The 15,404-nt window shown below is 60.9% G+C and carries 17 protein-coding genes and 4 tRNA genes; 8 read left to right on the forward strand and 13 right to left on the reverse strand.

Going from position 1 to position 15,404, the window contains the following annotated elements:
- Positions 1–37: 37 nt before the first annotated feature.
- The 3 genes from L6D89_RS01185 (at position 38) to L6D89_RS01195 (ending at position 489) form a co-directional block, all read left to right on the forward strand.
- A tRNA-Ser gene (locus L6D89_RS01185) sits at positions 38–128 on the forward strand.
- Between the two features lie 109 nt (positions 129–237).
- Positions 238–314, forward strand: a tRNA-Arg gene (locus tag L6D89_RS01190).
- A 98-nt stretch (positions 315–412) separates the two neighbouring features.
- Positions 413–489, forward strand: a tRNA-Arg gene (locus L6D89_RS01195).
- A gap of 66 nt (positions 490–555) precedes the next feature.
- Here L6D89_RS01195 and L6D89_RS01200 read toward each other — a convergent pair.
- Positions 556–1,080 (reverse strand): DUF4124 domain-containing protein, encoded by a 525-nt coding sequence (locus L6D89_RS01200; protein WP_236198502.1) that lies wholly within the window; start codon positions 1,078–1,080, stop codon positions 556–558.
- Positions 1,081–1,402: 322 nt separating this feature from the next.
- Between L6D89_RS01200 and mgtE the strand changes: the two genes are divergently transcribed.
- Positions 1,403–2,845 carry a magnesium transporter gene (gene mgtE, locus L6D89_RS01205; RefSeq protein WP_054907250.1) on the forward strand — a complete coding sequence of 481 codons (1,443 nt, stop codon included), beginning with the start codon at positions 1,403–1,405 and terminating at the stop codon, positions 2,843–2,845.
- Positions 2,846–2,974: 129 nt separating this feature from the next.
- Here the strand turns inward: mgtE and amrZ are convergent, their stop codons facing one another.
- On the reverse strand, positions 2,975–3,307 hold the full coding sequence (gene amrZ, locus L6D89_RS01210) for a transcriptional regulator AmrZ (protein WP_017517196.1): 333 nt from the start codon (positions 3,305–3,307) through the stop codon (positions 2,975–2,977).
- A 486-nt stretch (positions 3,308–3,793) separates the two neighbouring features.
- Here amrZ and phnN point away from each other — a divergent pair, with 486 nt between their 5' ends.
- Positions 3,794–4,357, forward strand: a complete 564-nt coding sequence (gene phnN / locus L6D89_RS01215; RefSeq protein ID WP_236198503.1) for a phosphonate metabolism protein/1,5-bisphosphokinase (PRPP-forming) PhnN — start codon at positions 3,794–3,796, stop codon at positions 4,355–4,357.
- 2 nt (positions 4,358–4,359) lie between these two features.
- On the opposite strand, the gene L6D89_RS01220 is transcribed toward phnN, so the two are convergent.
- Positions 4,360–4,836 carry a GNAT family N-acetyltransferase gene (locus L6D89_RS01220; RefSeq protein ID WP_236173016.1) on the reverse strand — a complete coding sequence of 159 codons (477 nt, stop codon included), beginning with the start codon at positions 4,834–4,836 and terminating at the stop codon, positions 4,360–4,362.
- 92 nt (positions 4,837–4,928) lie between these two features.
- Between L6D89_RS01220 and L6D89_RS01225 the strand changes: the two genes are divergently transcribed.
- Positions 4,929–5,005, forward strand: a tRNA-Arg gene (locus tag L6D89_RS01225).
- A 234-nt stretch (positions 5,006–5,239) separates the two neighbouring features.
- On the forward strand, positions 5,240–5,674 hold the full coding sequence (locus L6D89_RS01230) for a hypothetical protein (RefSeq protein ID WP_057384148.1): 435 nt from the start codon (positions 5,240–5,242) through the stop codon (positions 5,672–5,674).
- A gap of 399 nt (positions 5,675–6,073) precedes the next feature.
- On the opposite strand, the gene L6D89_RS01235 is transcribed toward L6D89_RS01230, so the two are convergent.
- From L6D89_RS01235 to L6D89_RS01255, 5 genes are all read right to left on the reverse strand, one after another.
- Positions 6,074–6,268 (reverse strand): hypothetical protein, encoded by a 195-nt coding sequence (locus tag L6D89_RS01235; RefSeq protein ID WP_145962118.1) that lies wholly within the window; start codon positions 6,266–6,268, stop codon positions 6,074–6,076.
- Between the two features lie 38 nt (positions 6,269–6,306).
- Positions 6,307–6,672 carry a hypothetical protein gene (locus L6D89_RS01240; RefSeq protein WP_057384146.1) on the reverse strand — a complete coding sequence of 122 codons (366 nt, stop codon included), beginning with the start codon at positions 6,670–6,672 and terminating at the stop codon, positions 6,307–6,309.
- A 232-nt stretch (positions 6,673–6,904) separates the two neighbouring features.
- Positions 6,905–7,102 carry a hypothetical protein gene (locus L6D89_RS01245; RefSeq protein ID WP_236198504.1) on the reverse strand — a complete coding sequence of 66 codons (198 nt, stop codon included), beginning with the start codon at positions 7,100–7,102 and terminating at the stop codon, positions 6,905–6,907.
- Entirely contained in the window at positions 7,099–7,425 is a 327-nt protein-coding gene (locus L6D89_RS01250) for a hypothetical protein (RefSeq protein ID WP_057384144.1), read from the reverse strand. The genes L6D89_RS01245 and L6D89_RS01250 overlap by 4 nt, the downstream gene beginning before the upstream one ends.
- Positions 7,425–8,345 carry a hypothetical protein gene (locus L6D89_RS01255; protein ID WP_057384143.1) on the reverse strand — a complete coding sequence of 307 codons (921 nt, stop codon included), beginning with the start codon at positions 8,343–8,345 and terminating at the stop codon, positions 7,425–7,427. Before L6D89_RS01255 ends, L6D89_RS01250 begins: the two co-directional genes overlap by 1 nt.
- Positions 8,346–8,800: 455 nt before the next feature.
- Between L6D89_RS01255 and L6D89_RS01260 the strand changes: the two genes are divergently transcribed.
- Positions 8,801–9,160 (forward strand): DUF2513 domain-containing protein, encoded by a 360-nt coding sequence (locus tag L6D89_RS01260; RefSeq protein ID WP_057387930.1) that lies wholly within the window; start codon positions 8,801–8,803, stop codon positions 9,158–9,160.
- A 471-nt stretch (positions 9,161–9,631) separates the two neighbouring features.
- Here L6D89_RS01260 and L6D89_RS01265 read toward each other — a convergent pair whose 3' ends face one another.
- The 5 genes from L6D89_RS01265 to L6D89_RS01285 all read right to left on the reverse strand — a co-directional run bounded on the left by L6D89_RS01265 (position 9,632) and on the right by L6D89_RS01285 (position 15,319).
- Positions 9,632–11,737 carry a VapE domain-containing protein gene (locus L6D89_RS01265; RefSeq protein ID WP_236198505.1) on the reverse strand — a complete coding sequence of 702 codons (2,106 nt, stop codon included), beginning with the start codon at positions 11,735–11,737 and terminating at the stop codon, positions 9,632–9,634.
- Positions 11,734–12,060: a hypothetical protein gene (locus L6D89_RS01270; protein WP_236198506.1), complete on the reverse strand. Its 327-nt coding sequence runs from the start codon at positions 12,058–12,060 to the stop codon at positions 11,734–11,736. Before L6D89_RS01270 ends, L6D89_RS01265 begins: the two co-directional genes overlap by 4 nt.
- Positions 12,061–12,062: 2 nt before the next feature.
- Complete coding sequence (locus L6D89_RS01275) at positions 12,063–12,248, reverse strand: helix-turn-helix transcriptional regulator (RefSeq protein WP_079743238.1); 186 nt, start codon at positions 12,246–12,248, stop codon at positions 12,063–12,065.
- A gap of 334 nt (positions 12,249–12,582) precedes the next feature.
- Positions 12,583–14,004 carry a tyrosine-type recombinase/integrase gene (locus tag L6D89_RS01280; RefSeq protein ID WP_057384140.1) on the reverse strand — a complete coding sequence of 474 codons (1,422 nt, stop codon included), beginning with the start codon at positions 14,002–14,004 and terminating at the stop codon, positions 12,583–12,585.
- A gap of 247 nt (positions 14,005–14,251) precedes the next feature.
- Positions 14,252–15,319: a GGDEF domain-containing protein gene (locus tag L6D89_RS01285; protein WP_236198507.1), complete on the reverse strand. Its 1,068-nt coding sequence runs from the start codon at positions 15,317–15,319 to the stop codon at positions 14,252–14,254.
- Between the last annotated feature and the right edge of the window lie 85 nt (positions 15,320–15,404).

Below are 15,404 nucleotides of genomic sequence, written 5' to 3' on the forward strand. Positions count from 1 at the left end.
AACGGGGAAAACATGGATATCATGCGCCCCGTGTTGCGGAGAGGTGGCCGAGTGGCCGAAGGCGCTCCCCTGCTAAGGGAGTACACCTCAAAAGGGTGTCGGGGGTTCGAATCCCCCCCTCTCCGCCATTGCATCCTCTGGTGCGATGAGTTGTCCGGTAGCGTAAGTTACTGAAAAGATTGAAAAATCTTGTTGACAGGTCAGAAAAATCGCACTAGAATTTGCGCCCTCATCAGCGCACTCATAGCTCAGCTGGATAGAGTACTCGGCTACGAACCGAGCGGTCGGAGGTTCGAATCCTCCTGAGTGCGCCATATACGAGGCAACGCGAAGGCGGGGCTTCAGTGGCGAAAGGGCTGAACAGCCATTAGCTGCAACCAGTTGGTGAATCTGGTTAAACTTTACCGACGACGCACTCATAGCTCAGCTGGATAGAGTACTCGGCTACGAACCGAGCGGTCGGAGGTTCGAATCCTCCTGAGTGCGCCATATACGAAAGGGCCTGCAGAAATGCAGGCCCTTTTTCTTTGCCTTCGAAAAAGCAGGATGGCGTAGTCAGCGCTTTGCCTTGCCCATCACGCAGCCATCCTCGTCGAAGGTCACGCTGCGCGCGCCGCGCTTCTTGTCCGCCTCGTAGTGGTAGCGCAGCGTTTCGTTGTGCTGGCTGATCCTGTCCGGCCTGCCCAGGGCGCTCTCCACATCTCCTCGGGTCATTCCTGTCTTCACGCGGCCCTCGATGATTGCCTTGCGCCGGATACTGCCGGTGATGCGGTTGCCGCAGCCGTTCTGCTGTTCGCCAACGACTACGACCGACTCCTGCTCGGCTTCCTTGCCATGGTTCTTGCTGCGCGCCACGGGCTTCTGCGCGGTGGATTCCTTCGCTGTCGCCATCGCTACCGGTTCGCCGCTGCCCGGCGTGGGGTTGTTTGCTTGCTGGATTTCCTCCTGTCGCTCCGCAGGGCAGCCATACTGACTGAACAGCACGCTGCCGTCGCTTGCGGTACAGCGGAACACCGAGGCAGCCTCGCTGGTCGGTAGCAGTGAAGTCAGGAGTGAACAGAACAGGGCAGGCAGGCGCATGGTTTGCTCCAGGTTGGCGGGCCTGCCTGGAGCCTAGGAGTCAACGTTGTCAGTCGTAGCCGGGTGTCCTGTGGGAGCTTTCGGGCGTCGAACCGGGCAGTGATTCGGCAGTGAACTTTCGCCCGCAAGCGATTGTTCTGGCCGCCATTTTGTAACGCCTAATGCACCTTGGAGTGTTATCATTTCCCGCATCTGCCCTCGATGGGCGCATGGGACACCACCATGGACTTACCCAGTAGTTACTCAGAACCCCGATTGCGTACACACGACCTGATGTATTGATCCCCTCTGGCCCGTTCTGCCACTGGGGGTGGAGCGTGCTATGACCGAAGTAGAAGCCAAGAAGCCGCAGGAAAGCCTGCAGGACCGCCTCAACCAGGTGGTCGACCTGCTGCACAAGCACAAGCTGGTGGAAGACCTGACGCACCGTCAGGAAGGCCAGCATCAAGACCTCGTCGAAAACCTCGTGCACCGCCAGAACCTTGCCGAATTGCAGCGCAAGATGGACGAGTTGCACCCGGCCGACATCGCCCACATCCTCGAATCCCTTCCGCTGGACGACCGCCTGACGGTCTGGCAGCTGGTCAAGGCCGAGCGCGACGGCGACATCCTCCTCGAAGTGTCCGACTCGGTGCGGGAAACCCTGATCGCCGACATGGACGATCACGAGATTCTCGCCGCCGCCCGCGACATGGACGCGGACGAACTCGCGGATCTGGCGCCGGAACTGCCGCGCGACGTGGTCCACGAGCTGATGGAAACCCTCGACCAGCAGCAGCGCGAGCGTGTGCGCTCGGCGCTGTCCTACGAGGAAGACCAGGTCGGCGCGTTGATGGACTTCGAGATGGTCACCATCCGCGACGATGTCAGCCTGGAAGTGGTATTGCGCTACCTGCGCCGTCTGAAGGAGCTGCCGGGGCATACCGACAAGCTCTTCGTGGTCGACTACGACGGTGTGCTCAAGGGTGTGCTGCCGATCAAGCGCCTGCTGGTGAATGATCCGGACAAGGACGTGGCGGAAGTCATGGCCACCGATCCGGTGACCTTCAGCCCTGACGAGGACGGCTACGACGCCGCGCAGGCATTCGAGCGTTATGACCTGATTTCCGCTCCTGTGGTGGACAAGAACGGCAAGCTGATCGGCCGTCTGACCATCGACGAGATGGTCGACCTGATCCGTGAGGAAAGCGAAAGCGAAGTCCTGAACATGGCCGGTCTGCGCGAAGAGGAAGACATCTTCGCCTCGGTCTGGAAATCGGTCGGCAACCGCTGGGCCTGGCTGGCTACCAACCTGGTCACCGCCTTCATTGCCTCACGGGTGATCGGCCTGTTCGAAGGTTCCATCGAGAAGCTGGTGGCGCTGGCCGCGCTGATGCCCATCGTCGCCGGCATCGGCGGCAACTCCGGTAACCAGACCATCACCATGATCGTCCGCGCCATGGCGCTGGACCAGATCCAGACCAGCAGCGCCAACCGTCTGTTGCGCAAGGAGCTGGGCGTGGCTCTGGTGAACGGCCTGGTGTGGGGCGGAGTGATCGGCCTGGTCGCCTTCTACCTGTACGGCAACTGGGAGCTGGGCGCGGTGATGACCGGCGCCATGACGCTGAACCTGCTGCTCGCCGCGCTGATGGGCGTGTTGATTCCGATGACGCTGTTGCGCCTGGGGCGCGACCCGGCGATGGGCTCCAGCGTGATGATCACTGCGATGACCGACAGTGGTGGTTTCTTCATCTTCCTCGGGCTGGCCACGCTGTTCCTGATGTAGCGCCAGCTCCGCCGAAAAGGCCGCCCGCGAGGCGGCTTTTTTGTGCCCGCACGCCAGCTCTGGAGAAGAGCAAATCGCGGGCATGAAAAAGCCGGCTGCAGGCCGGCTGTTTCGGGTGTCGCGAACGAATCAGGCGTCGTTCTGCGCCATCTCGGCATCGTGCGCGATCAGGGCGATCAGCGCGTTCTGCTGACGATGGGTCAACTGGCGGAAGCGCTGCAGCAGTTCGCGTTCGTGCAGGCTGAGTTCCGGGCTGTCCAGGCGGATGCCCAGGTTGTCCTGCAGGGCACCTTCCTGCAGCAGGCTCTGTTCGAGACGCGCGATGATCTCGGAGTTCATGCTGCGGTGGTGGCTGCGGGCGACGTCGGCGATACGCTCACGCATGCCTTCGGGCAGACGTACGACGAATTTGTCAGCAGTACGGCTGGAGTAGGTGGGGGTTGCCTGTTTCAATGGGCGCATACTTTAAACCTGTAAGTCAGGGAGGCCGATGCCATGGGTCAGCGTTGTTTCAGGCCCTTTGACAGCGATTTCCAGTGGCCGTTCAGCGCGTCGTCAAAGCTTTTGAAAAATTATCCAATAACTTGACGTCAAACCTTCGGCATATTGTGTCTCGGGTGAAGGCTAAATGCCAGCACCAATCGTCCGAAATGAGACCGCCTAGGCAGACCCTTCTTTGGATGGGAGTTAAAGGGAGGATGGCGATGTGCCCGTTTCAGTCAGCGTAGTCGATATGTACTGTGCGCCTGCCTGCCGTTGGGCAGCCCGATGGGGGCAATTCGTCGCGGATGAGCATGATGGCACAGCGCCCGGTGACGAGTCAGGGGCCGCCGGGCTCAGCGGGCCGCGATATCGTGTTTTCACTGATATCGCACAAGGCTCGGAGTATTATCCGCCCCGCGGATCAGAATTGAAGTAGCGCCGAGCCGCCGGCGCACCGAGAGTTTCATGACCCCAGGCAGACTGATTTTCCTGATGGGCCCTTCGGGTTCCGGCAAGGACAGCGTGTTGCAGGCCGCCAGCGCTCCGCTGGCGGCGATGAATTGCCGGATCGTCCGGCGTGTCATCACCCGCTCCGCCGAGGCGCGGGGGGAGGAGGCGCACTCGGTGAGCGTCGACGAGTTCGCCCGCCTGGAGCGCTCCGGTGCCTTTGCCATGAGCTGGCGGGCCAATGGCCTGCACTACGGTATTCCCCGCGAGATCGATGACTGGCTCGCCGCCGGCCATGACGTGCTGGTCAATGGTTCGCGCAAATACCTGCCCGAGGCTCGTCGCCGTTATCCGCGCTTGATCGCGGTGCTGTTGAAGGTCGATCCCGAGGTGCTGCGCCAGCGCCTGCTCAAGCGCGGGCGGGAGACGCTGGCGGAAATCGAGGAACGCCTGGCGCGCAATACGCACTTTGCCGACGGCCTGCCCGGGCCGCTCGTTGAGCTGGATAACTCGGTGTCCCTGGAGGTCACCGTAGGCCGCCTGCTGGACCTGATCGCTCCGCCGGACGTGCAGGCTGGCTGAGATCAGTCCAGGCTCAGCGACAGGCTGACGCCATGGGGCGCAAACCCCATCGCCGCATAGAAGCGGTGTGCCATTTCCCGATCCTGGTGGCTGGATAGCGCCAGCTTGTAGCACTTCCAGTCCCGCGCCCACTCCACGGCCCGGCCGATCAGCGCCTGGCCGATGCCCTGGCCGCGTGCGCGGCTGTCCACCACCATGTCTTCGAGGATCGCCGAGCGGGCGAAGCCATGGGCGATGTGCTCGATCAGGTGCAGTGTGCAGGTGCCGAGCAAGGCGCCATCGCGCTCGGCGATCAGAGTCACCCGCGAGGGTTGCTGGTTGCCCAGCGCGAGCGCGAGCAAGGCGCTGTCGGGCAGCGGATCGCGCGCGCCCAGTTGCCGAAGCAGCGGGGCGAGGGCCGCCGCATCATCGACCGTGGCGACGCGCACATCGAAGGTTGCGAAGGGGGAATCGGGCAGGGCACCGTCGTCTGTGGTCATGGGGATTCTCCGGCTGACGGCGAAATTATGGATCGCGACGGTGGCGGCGGCATGACAAATCGCCCGTCGGTGGTTAACATGCCGACCCGATTGTCCCGGTAGCTCAATTGGATAGAGCGTCCCCCTCCTAAGGGGAAGGTTGGAGGTTCGACCCCTCTCCGGGACGCCAATAAAATCAATTGGTTAAGAGTTTTTTCATCTGCCCTGATGTTCGGGTTTGAAAGAATTTTCCCCGCTCGTTCCCCGTTTCGCGAATGGGCAAAATGAAGCCGCCAAATAGGCGGCTTTTTTGTTGTCCCGACTTTGCCATCGTCACCGAGGCCAGCTGTTTCACCATCCTTTTGCAAGGTGGTGTGGGATTGGGCATGCTCCGTGAGTCATCCACGCCAACAGGAAGGCAACTATGACTCATGCGCTCTTCGATAATGCTGACGCTGCTGCTTCCAACATTCTGCGGATTCAAAAGCAGTTCATTGATGCGCTGCAGAGCTTTGCTGACATTCGGGCTCATTGGCGCGAGTTGGGGCCAGGTCGGCTTAAGTCAGCAATTACGTTTGATGGTGAGGTGAAGGATGGTGCTGTTGAGTCCGGTGCAATTTTTGGGCGTCCATTCCGAATCACTGCCCTGCCATACTTGACGGGCAACGGTGTGGTTGCGAAGTACATCGTTTCGGTAACGGACATTGCCGGTAAGCAGGAAGTGAGGGCCGTATTCCTGCATAGCCCAGGCTCGGATGTCGTGTTTGAGGATGGTCGTTTGGTTGTTTCGCGGGACGATGAGTATCCCAACTACCTCTGGCTTTGCAATCTGATCGTGTCAGTGCTCCAGACTAACTAAGTCGGCGGGACCTGCGCCGCTAGGCTGGGCTCGCCTGCCAGGCGCAGGGCGGCAGTGGCAATTTTTAAAGCGTGATATCTGCGCCGGTTAACTGGGTCGTTGGGCATCTTCGGCCCCAGCAATTGCAGAACTAAGTCATCCCACTGTGCGGCGTCACCTTCATCGGTGACGCCGCACCGCTTCAACATGGTCGATTTCTTCGTGCTCACTCTCCAGGCCTCGGCGGTATCGGTTCGGATGGGTCTAGGTCATAGTCCCGTAGTGCGAAGGCTGTCGGCTTCATCGACTCGCAAAGTTTGCGGATGCTCTCGCCTCGTTGACGGTCTGCAGTAGGCAGCCGCCAGTCATCTTCGATACGGCGCGCCAGGGCGATGATATCGGCCATTTCCTGCTGCATGTTCATTCGACTGACTCACCAGCGCGGTGAATTAGGTCGAGTACTTCCAGTCCAACGTCACCGCGTCCAGCCAGCACCAGCTGTTCTATGGATTGGTGCAATAGTTCGATGCCGGTGCCGAAAGCATTGTTACGTTCTGTCGGAGTGGCGTGCGGTTGCAGAAGGAATACCGTGGTGATTTTGGGGGCGCTACTCATTTGGGATGGTCTCTGTGTTGGAGAGGGTCGTTGCGTGCTCACAGGCCGAATCTCGGCGCGCCGAAGTCGCCAGCCAGGCAGCCGCGTTTAAACATGTCACGGCGCGCGCGTTGTCCAGGGCTGGCGTGGCGGCTCGGCTTCCACTTAGGGCGGCTGGCCATTTCCTTTGCGTGCTCGGCATCGGCGTGCTCCACCAAGGCGCTGCGGCAGCGCGTGGCGGTTGTTTTGAGGGTGTCCGAAGTGCGGCGCAGCTCGGCCAGCAGTTCAGGCAGAGCAGCGTCCAGCGGCTGCCGCTTCAGCACAGTTTTGATGGCTTGGGCGTCGCGTAGCAGCTTCGCCGCGTCGCCTTCCATTTGCACCTGCAGGTCAAACAGTGCGGCCAGGGTGATGTCGGTAGAGTTCATGCGTCAGCACTCTAAAAAAACGCCGGGGCGGGCTAGCACCCGGCGAGACTCTGAGGGGATTTGCGCCGCGCATTGCGTCAACCAGGGGCGCGGCTAACCTGGGGTTCACCCGAGGGAGGTGTCTCTTGTGCAGGTCTCGGCTGATGCCGCGACTTGCGAATGGGTGCCCCACTTCTGTCCAACCCGGTAGGGGCCACCGGGGAAACCGCCTCTGAGGAAGGCGATTCAGTTGCTAGGCCTCTGCAGCTGCCAGGCCCAAGCCTTGTTCAAGGGCGCGCTGCGCTACGCGAGTCATGCTCACGCCGTAGCCGGTAGCCTTCTCCGCTCGGCGTTGTTCGGCGCGGATGGCTGCCATGATTTCAGGGGTCGCCAGCACGCACAGCTTGCGGCGGTTGTCGGGTTTCTTCTCGGTCGCCTTCATCATCGTCACCAGCGGTTCACCCAGCTGCTACGCTTCGTCTCGCCGCCGTTATCGACCATGCGCGAATGATTTCTCACCAGGCTGGCCAGGTAGCGGCAGGCGCGCTGCAGTTGAGCTTCGGTCAGTTCAGGGAATGCTCTGGAGAGGCGCTCGGCGTCGTTGTCGCCGTGAACCCAGCCACTCAGGCCAGCAGGCTGCACAACAATGCGTGGTTCGCCGTCGTCGCCAGGCTGGCGCTGATGGAAACTCGCGCCTTCCAGGGCGGCCAGGACTTCAGCCGGCAGGGCGGTGGATTCCACCGCCTCGCCTTCCTTGCGCTTGGCGCGCAGCATCACGCACCAACCTTCCAGAACGCACCCGGCAGCGGCAGCAGGGCCTGAGCGTTCATCCAGCAGGTAAGGATCAGCTCGCCCTGCTTGTTGGTTCGCTCGGCCACTAGGCGGATGTCTTCATGCACCGCGACGGCGGCGCGGCTGAAGCTGCCCACGATGGTTTCAGCGGTTACAGGGGTCAGCTCGGCCAGCACGCCAGCGGCGCGCAGGGTGCCGTCTTGGCCGACTGAGGCACCAAAGGCAGTGGTGCCAACAAGGGCGCGCAGTTCAGCGAACTCGATGCCCAGCGCAGCAGCAGCGCCAAGGCTGAAGGTGGTCGGGGCGCTGGCGCTGATCGCGGCCACCAGCGCCTGGTCGGCGACGCGGGCGATGCCAAGGGCGATGCTGACCAGGGCGTGGTCGGAGAGTTGGCCTTCTTCGTATGCCTTCTGCTCGGCGCGGGACAGAGCGACGCGGAAGCCGTAGGCCGGCATGGTGTCCAGGTCGATCATGTCGCGGTAGACCGGCAGCGCGCTGTCGGCCACATCGGCGCCATCAGCCACAACAGCGAAATTCGCAGCCTCGACCAAGGTAAGGCCGGCGTTGCGCTTCACCAGGGCGATGCCACCGCCGGGAATCTGCTGGGCGTCATCAGCTTCGTTCACCAAAATGATGCGGGCGCCGGCCTGCGATACGCGGCTGGCCTGAAGCAGCACGCTGCTGAAAGTAGTTTTCTTTCCTGCCTCGGTGCCCAGCGGGACGCGCACCTGGTGCAGCCCCTGCTGGGCCAGGAACGGCGGAAGGCTCATCTCGCGGATGCTGCGATAGAGCACGCTAGCTGGAGCCTTGGGGACAACGTGGCGGACGTTGCCGGCGTTGTCGTAGATGGCATTGGCAGCCGATTGGCGGCTGGCGTCTTGGAGCAGTTTGCGAATTGGCATTTTGGGCGTGGCCTCGGGTCATGGACGGTAGTTGCTGGAAAGGTTGCCGGGTTATTTGCCAGCGTTCCTCTTGTGGGATTTCCAGAACTTCCTAGGAGGTGCGCCCATTTTCCGAAGGTGCCGGCGTTGGTTCCTCTTGGGTTTTTCCAAGACTATGAAGGTTTTCGATTTATGAGCGGGGATTACGTTCTGAAGTAATCAATAATCTCGATTTGAATGGCCACCCAGATATCGAATGCGGCGGGGACCTTGCCCCCGTGAGGCCCTGGGTGCCAGGAAGGACCCATGCCTCGCAGGCGCGACGATCAGCGTGCAGCCAACGCCACCCCAGCACTTCCCCCAGTGCCTCACCAGCGCGCTGCCAGATCATCAGGCGTTGGCAGTGCATTGATTGCACAGCTGACTGTCAGCGGATTACCGTGGGACGGCTGACCTAAATAACCATGGAGACGGCTATGCGGCGGAACTGGGATGTAATCCGGGATGTGCTGATAGAGGTGGAGTCGTTAGACCCTGCCAAGTTTGAGTCCATCAACTACGGTCCGAATGAGTCCGAAGATTCGAACAAGGGCGCCCACGCAGTGCTTTTGTGGCGGGCTGGATTTGTTCAGGGGGTAGATGCGAGTTCGAGCGATGGCGACGAGATCATTGCCCAAGGGCTGACGTGGGCTGGTTACGATCTGCTCGACACAATTCGCAGTAAGGCTGTGTGGGAGAGGATCAAGAGCACCGCTCAGGATAAGGGCATAGAGCTTACTTTCGATGCCGTGAAGGCCCTTGGTAAATACGCCTTGGACTGGGTGATAAGCAACTAGCCCCTGCAGCTCGCTGGTAATTCGCTGGGCTCAGATGGGGCTGCCAGGAGTGTGGTGGGATGGTGGGATGGTGGTGGGATAGAAAAACGTATCCCACCACGCCTCTAGCCCTAGTACCACGCTGGCTAGAGACTGATGTGGTGGGATGTGGTGGGATATTTCTCTAAAGAGCGTGTGGGGTATCGAATTTCGCTTTTCAGAACGCTTCCACATACCCCACACGTTTGTTTTTGACTTTATCCCACCACATCCCACCACTTTGCCTTTCAGGTGCTCTATCTCAAAGGTTTCAGGCGTGGTGGGATAGCTGGATTTATCCAACCACTATCCCACCACTCACGCCCTATCCCACCACGCGATAGCATGAAAAAGCCCCGCTTGGTGGCGGGGCTGTCGTGTTCCTGCTGGTGGCCAACAGTTCTGGTTCGCAGCCTGCTGCGCCGACAGTCGGTGCCGGCGCATGGTCTGAGATTAGAAGGGGCGGTCTGCATATCGGTCGCTGCCCACCACAGCCAGGCGACGCGCCTCCATCGCGGCAGGTGGCATGTGGTAGACGGTCACGCCACGGCTGACCTTGCAGGTGAACAGCTTGCGGAGGATGGTGCCGGCCTTTCTGGTGTCGCCCACTTTGGCGTTCTGCACGCCAATTTCGTTCAGCACGTCGCTGGCGGATAGGTAGCGGCTGCGAATGGCGGCGGGATCGTAGAGGGACAAAATCATTTCCTCTACGCGGTCCTTACTGCGGAATGCTTCGTTGTGCTCGCCGATGGCGCGGTTCTCGTCCTGGTCCAGGTGCCAGGTTTCGCCAGCCTCGACGCGAGCCAGCGCCTCTGCCCATGCCTGCTGCACGTCGATGTTGTGCTGATAGTCCACGCCGACCACCTGAATTGGCCAGAACCTGCGGTTGTTGGTGTCGTCCATCAAGAACTGCACGTTGTTCACGCTGCCGAAAAATGCCGTGCGGCGCTGGTAGCGGTTGGCGGCGCGCGCATAGGCAGGACGCAGTTCGTCAGTGTCGCGGCTCAGGAAGGCTTTCAGGCTCTCGATGTCGGACTTGCTGAAGGTGGCGCCGATTTCGCCCAGCTCCACCAGCCATTTGCTGACCACCTGCAGCACGCTGTCCTTGTCGTCTGGGTTCAGCGTGATGCCATCGGCCTGCAAGTCCTTCGGGCTCAGGGTGTTGAAGAATCGGGTTTTGCCGATACCGCCCATGGGATCGACCAGGACCAGGACGTGTTCAAACTTGCGAGCCCTACCGCTCAAGATGGCAGCGGCGCCAAGGAACCACTTGCGGAACAGTGTCCAGCTGACTTCTGCCTTCGATTTGTCGGCCAGGGTAAGGCAGTCGAACAGGGCGCGGATGTTCTCGCCGCCGTTCCACGGCTGCGACTTCACCCAATCCAGCGCGGGGTTGTAGGCGTCCTGCGCGGCTATCCTATCCAGGTGGCCAGCGGCAGCGGTGTAGGGATATTCGTTGATACGGCACAGGTCCTCGACGGTGGACAGCGACACGTTGCGCGCCAGGTCGCCAGCTGGCAGCTTGCCGTTCACGCTGATTTCCACGTCGCGCGACAGCTCGTTGTAACGGATGCGCACGCCATAGGCTCGCACCAGGCGCGCCAGGTTCTCGGCTGTGCCCTTGGCTTGGTGGAATGCCCACTCACCAGTTTCCTTGTCGCGCTTCCAGCTGATTTGGTCGGGGTGATAGATGGCTTCTGGAGCATCCAGCGGTTTGTCCAGCGGCTGCGCTTCGTTGTCGTTTGCCGGCGGCGGCAGGTTCTCGGCCATCGCCAGCAACTCGGCGGCATCGTGACCAGCGTCTAACCAGTCGGACACGTCGCCTTTCTGCGGCAGGCCTGGCAACTCCAAGACGCGAACGGATGCGGCCACGCCAGCCAGCTTGCCAGCAACCATGGCAGCGTGACTGCGGCCGGCGTCGTCGTTGTCGGGCAGGATGACGACGTGGCGGCCGGCGAAGTGCGGCGCCAAGGCGTTCGGCCACTTGTTGGCGCCCCCGGCGTTACAGGTGGCCACCAGGCCAGCTGCGGTCAGCGCGTCGGCGTCCTTCTCACCCTCGACAACGAACACCAGGGAGTCTGGCTGTTCCAGCATCTGCGGCAGACGGTAGGGCACCTGCTGCACGCCCTTCACGGACCAGGACCAGCCGCTGCCGTTCGGCTTGCGCTGACGGAAGTCCTTTGGGTCCATGCGGCAGACTTGGAAAAGCAATTCTCCGGCCTCGCTCACGTAGTCGTAGGCGGCCACGATCTTGGCGCGTGGCTTGATGGTGGACTTCGATTCTTTATCGTTCGCGGGCTGGTGGATACCCTGGCGCTCTAGCCACTCGATGGCGGCGCGGCCAGCCTTGCCCGTCTCGCGCTCGATCAGGTCCAGGACACCACCACCATGGCCGCTTTCATGGTCATGCCAGACGCCTTGCTTCAGGTCCACGGACAGGCTGCCACGGCTGCCGAAGCGCAGATTATCGGGCGTGCTCTGGTCGATGTTGGGCGTGCCCAGCAGCAGGCGCGCAACGGGCTCCATGTAGCTGGCGAACTGGCTGTTAGGAGTGCTCATGCGGCCACCCCCATACGCGCATGCATCGCGTCCACGACCATGCGCCAGGCATCCAGCGCGGTGAAAGCGAAAGGCAGTTCACGCGGCGCGCTGCCTGCCATTTGGCAGAGGTCCAGGGCATAGCTGGGATCGGTGCAGATCACGCGCTGGGCTGCTGCCAGGCGCTGGAGGTTCAGGGCGCCGACGCTTGCGTGTTGCGCCATTCGTGGGCAGATCACCAAGTCTGCATAATGCTGCAGGACGCGGCGAATCTTTCTAGAGCTGCATCGCGCGGACGCACCTCGGGTGTTCCCGGCTTCCTGCCGGATCCAGTGAGCGGCCATGATTACACCTCGGGACGAGATGCAAACCACGTGTTCAGCTCGGACTCTAACCAGGCGACGCGGCGCGGTCCGATCTGGCGACGCTTCGGGAAGGTGCCTTCCTGTTGCCAGCGCCAAAGAGTGCAGCGACTGACTCCAACGCGGTCGCAGACGGCTTTTTCGGAGAGGTATTTTTCTGGTTGTTGCATTTCCTTGACCCTCAGGGGCCGAGGCGCTGCGCAACAGGTTGACCGATGATGGTCAATGACGCAGCATTATCAGGCGTGTCCAGCGCTCTGATTTGCCCCGGCAATTCAGACCGGGGGCTTGGCGTCTAGACAACGCCGAGCCCCTATTTCTTTGAGAGCCCAGCCATTTGGCTGGGCTTTCTTGTTTCAAGATATCCGGTGCTGATTGCCGTCGCAAATGACTGATTTTTAATGGTTTTTAACTGGTGCTCACTGCCGTTAATCTTGGTTCACGCTGTCTCACTCGGTATAACTGATTGCCGAAACATCAACCGACGAACGGTCTCACTGACCTTCACTCTTGCTCATAATCTCGGCTGCCAACCTTGCGCCGCTTCGCCAAAACGATGATGTTCTTGTCGGTATCCTGCTCGCCGGATACCAGGCCATCCAGATAGGTGCCCCACATTTGCAATGCGGCAGTTTTCTCCGGCAAGTAAGAGTTGCGGTCGTAATGCTTGGCCTGTACGCCGGTCCTCCCGTGCGACAAAAGCCAGGCACGGACATCCGTTGAAACTCCATTGGCTGCCAGCAGCGTTTCACACGTTGCTCTGACTCGTTGCCAGTTGAAGGGGCTGGTCTTGCCGGCGACCACCAATACTTTGCTGGCATCGCTGAAGATGCGTGACACGGTGTCTTTGTGGACTGCGAATGGGCCTGGACCGCTCTGATCGGCAAGCAGGGGCGCGATGATTTCACCGACGCGTTGCGTGATCGGCAGTAGATGCTCCCATGCCTCTGCTTTCCGGCCTTTGGCATCCAGCAGGCAAATGGTCGCGTCGTCGATGTCTTCCCAGCGAACGGCGAGCAACTGCTTGATGCGCTGTCCACCGAGATAGATCAGGGTCTTGGCGATGGCCTGCTTTTGTTCGGGCAGCGTATCCAGAAGACGCAGCAGTTCCCCTAGTTCGGCAGGTTCTAGTGATTCGGTGTTACCGCCCTTGGCGTCTTCGATGGTGGGAATCAGCGCAGCGGGATTACTGGTTACGGCAAACCATTTGCTGGCGCTTTTTCCCTTCTTCCCAACAGCAAGATGAGAGGCAGCGGCGTGATTGAAGGCTGTGCGCAGGTAACGACGCAATTCGTCGGTAGTGCTGCGCATATTCGTAGTTGGAGCTTTAGCCTTGTGGCCAATCCCGCGAGGTTTCGGAGTCCGCTCCAGCACAGCTGACAGTAGTTCTGAAATCTCTTCGGGCTTAACTTCGTTCGCGTATTTCGCCGCAAGGGCAGGGCGGAACTCACTGACGTTGACGCGGAACAATGAACGCACCTTGCGAGCGCTTGCCTTGCCTGACTGCTCCAGGTGGTCCGCGTAGGCGTCAAGCATTTCCCCGAATGTCCCGCGTCTGGCTTCGTCTTCGGCTTTCTTTTTGAGTAGCTCGCGCTCTACCTCGGCGGCGGCTTCCCGCTCAGCTTTCAGTTCCAGGTACTTTTCCAGGCCGCCGGCAGCCCCGGCCTCGGTGGCAACCCGCAATGCTTCAGCGCGTAGCTCGTTCAGGGTTTGTTCGCTGGTGCCTGGCTGCGGTTTCTTGGCCAGGATGCCGAGTTGGAGACGTTTGTCGGTCGCAGCTGTTCGCTCACGGTAGAAAGCCAGGATTGCTCCAGATGCTTTGCGTTCAAGTAGCAGCGTTCCCTTTCCCCGTGATCCTACCGGCTCGGATTGCCGGCTCTTGACTGCGTGAGCCTCCATCTCTGTGAGGCGAGTGCGTTTGGCCATGGCTGTTCCCCGTTTTCCCCGTTCGTTCCCCGTTTCTCAGGCAAAGTTATGCTATCCAGTGAAACGAGGGAAAACAATGTGGTCAGCTGTATGGCCCGTGGGCTATGGGTTTTTCGTGAATTTGCGTGATTCGTTGAAACAACATGAAACAGCGCTGCGTCCCCCTCCTAAGGGGAAGGTTGGAGGTTCGACCCCTCTCCGGGACACCAGCATGAAAAGGCCCGCCTATGCGGGCCTTTTTCGTTTCTCAGGGCGAATAGGTCGTTCGGTTGCGGCCATTGTGCTTGGAGCTGTAGAGCGCCTTGTCGGCCTTGATCAGTGCTTCGCTGAGACTGCCCTCCAGGCTCAGATGGGCGAGACCCAGGCTGATGGTCACGCTGGGGTGGCCAGGCAGGTCGGCAGTGGCCTGGCGCAGCTGTTCGACTCGCGCCTGCGCCTGGTCGGTGCTCAGGCCCCAGAGATAGAGGCCGAACTCCTCGCCGCCGAGCCGGGCGAACTCGAAGTCGCCCATTTGCTGCTTGATCGCCAGTGCGACGCGAGTCAGCACTTCATCGCCGATGTCATGCCCGTAGGTGTCGTTGACTCGCTTGAAATGGTCGATGTCGATCATTGCCAGGTAGCGCTGTTCGCCGTCTTCCTCCAGGCGCTTGCCCACCCGTGCCATGAATGAGCGCCGATTGGGAATGCCGGTCAGGGTATCGATGTAGGCCTGGTCCAGCAGCAGGCGGGCCATGGCGTAGTTGTGCAGCTTGGCCTGGCTGAGGTGGTGGAAGATGTACACCGTGAGCGCGCTGATGAAGATCGGATAACAGATCAGCATGCTGTGCCGCACATTGAACTCGGGCACGTTTCCGAGGAACGGGTTGAGCAGCACCCAGGTGATGGCCAGTACCGCGTAGAAGGCCGGGCGGTTCAACGGTAGTACCGTCGCGCTGTAGAGCACGGTGGAGGCGCAGATCACCAGCCAGGCCTGGCGGACGTCGCTGGGTATGCCTTCGATCAGCAGGCGCGCTCCCCAGGTGAAGGTCACCACGAAGGCGAAGTTGATCAGGTAGAAGTGCAGCGCGCGGCGGGCCACGGCGGTGAGGGCGAAAAGGATGACGAAGGCGGCGAGGAACAGCAGCGAGATGTAGCTGAAACCCTGGCCGGTCTGGAAGCTGACGATCAGGTCGAAGAGAAGCCAGATGCCGATGCTGACGCCGAATACCAGCAGGCTGAAGCCTTTCAATCGCTCGAAATCATGTTGCAGGAACTCGGCGCGCAGTTCGGGTGAAACGTGCTGTTTCACGACTTCCGATTCGATGGTCTTGAACATGAACGGTCCTGTACGGGTGCGGGATCGCTCGCGCGAGCATAGACGAACTCGGTTGCCCCCGCGCGGTCTCCGGCAGCTCGCGCGC

Source organism: Pseudomonas pseudonitroreducens (assembly GCF_021603645.1).
Taxonomy (GTDB): domain Bacteria; phylum Pseudomonadota; class Gammaproteobacteria; order Pseudomonadales; family Pseudomonadaceae; genus Pseudomonas; species Pseudomonas pseudonitroreducens.

Bases quoted from the DNA above. Each gene is read 5' to 3' on its own strand.
- L6D89_RS01200 (WP_236198502.1), bottom strand. From the start codon at position 1,080: ATGCGCCTGCCTGCCCTGTTCTGTTCACTCCTGACTTCACTGCTACCG.
- mgtE (WP_054907250.1), top strand. From the start codon at position 1,403: ATGACCGAAGTAGAAGCCAAGAAGCCGCAGGAAAGCCTGCAGGACCGC.
- amrZ (WP_017517196.1), bottom strand. From the start codon at position 3,307: ATGCGCCCATTGAAACAGGCAACCCCCACCTACTCCAGCCGTACTGCT.
- phnN (WP_236198503.1), top strand. From the start codon at position 3,794: ATGACCCCAGGCAGACTGATTTTCCTGATGGGCCCTTCGGGTTCCGGC.
- L6D89_RS01220 (WP_236173016.1), bottom strand. From the start codon at position 4,836: ATGACCACAGACGACGGTGCCCTGCCCGATTCCCCCTTCGCAACCTTC.
- L6D89_RS01230 (WP_057384148.1), top strand. From the start codon at position 5,240: ATGACTCATGCGCTCTTCGATAATGCTGACGCTGCTGCTTCCAACATT.
- L6D89_RS01235 (WP_145962118.1), bottom strand. From the start codon at position 6,268: ATGAGTAGCGCCCCCAAAATCACCACGGTATTCCTTCTGCAACCGCAC.
- L6D89_RS01240 (WP_057384146.1), bottom strand. From the start codon at position 6,672: ATGAACTCTACCGACATCACCCTGGCCGCACTGTTTGACCTGCAGGTG.
- L6D89_RS01250 (WP_057384144.1), bottom strand. From the start codon at position 7,425: ATGCTGCGCGCCAAGCGCAAGGAAGGCGAGGCGGTGGAATCCACCGCC.
- L6D89_RS01255 (WP_057384143.1), bottom strand. From the start codon at position 8,345: ATGCCAATTCGCAAACTGCTCCAAGACGCCAGCCGCCAATCGGCTGCC.
- L6D89_RS01260 (WP_057387930.1), top strand. From the start codon at position 8,801: ATGCGGCGGAACTGGGATGTAATCCGGGATGTGCTGATAGAGGTGGAG.
- L6D89_RS01265 (WP_236198505.1), bottom strand. From the start codon at position 11,737: ATGAGCACTCCTAACAGCCAGTTCGCCAGCTACATGGAGCCCGTTGCG.
- L6D89_RS01270 (WP_236198506.1), bottom strand. From the start codon at position 12,060: ATGGCCGCTCACTGGATCCGGCAGGAAGCCGGGAACACCCGAGGTGCG.
- L6D89_RS01275 (WP_079743238.1), bottom strand. From the start codon at position 12,248: ATGCAACAACCAGAAAAATACCTCTCCGAAAAAGCCGTCTGCGACCGC.
- L6D89_RS01280 (WP_057384140.1), bottom strand. From the start codon at position 14,004: ATGGCCAAACGCACTCGCCTCACAGAGATGGAGGCTCACGCAGTCAAG.
- L6D89_RS01285 (WP_236198507.1), bottom strand. From the start codon at position 15,319: ATGTTCAAGACCATCGAATCGGAAGTCGTGAAACAGCACGTTTCACCC.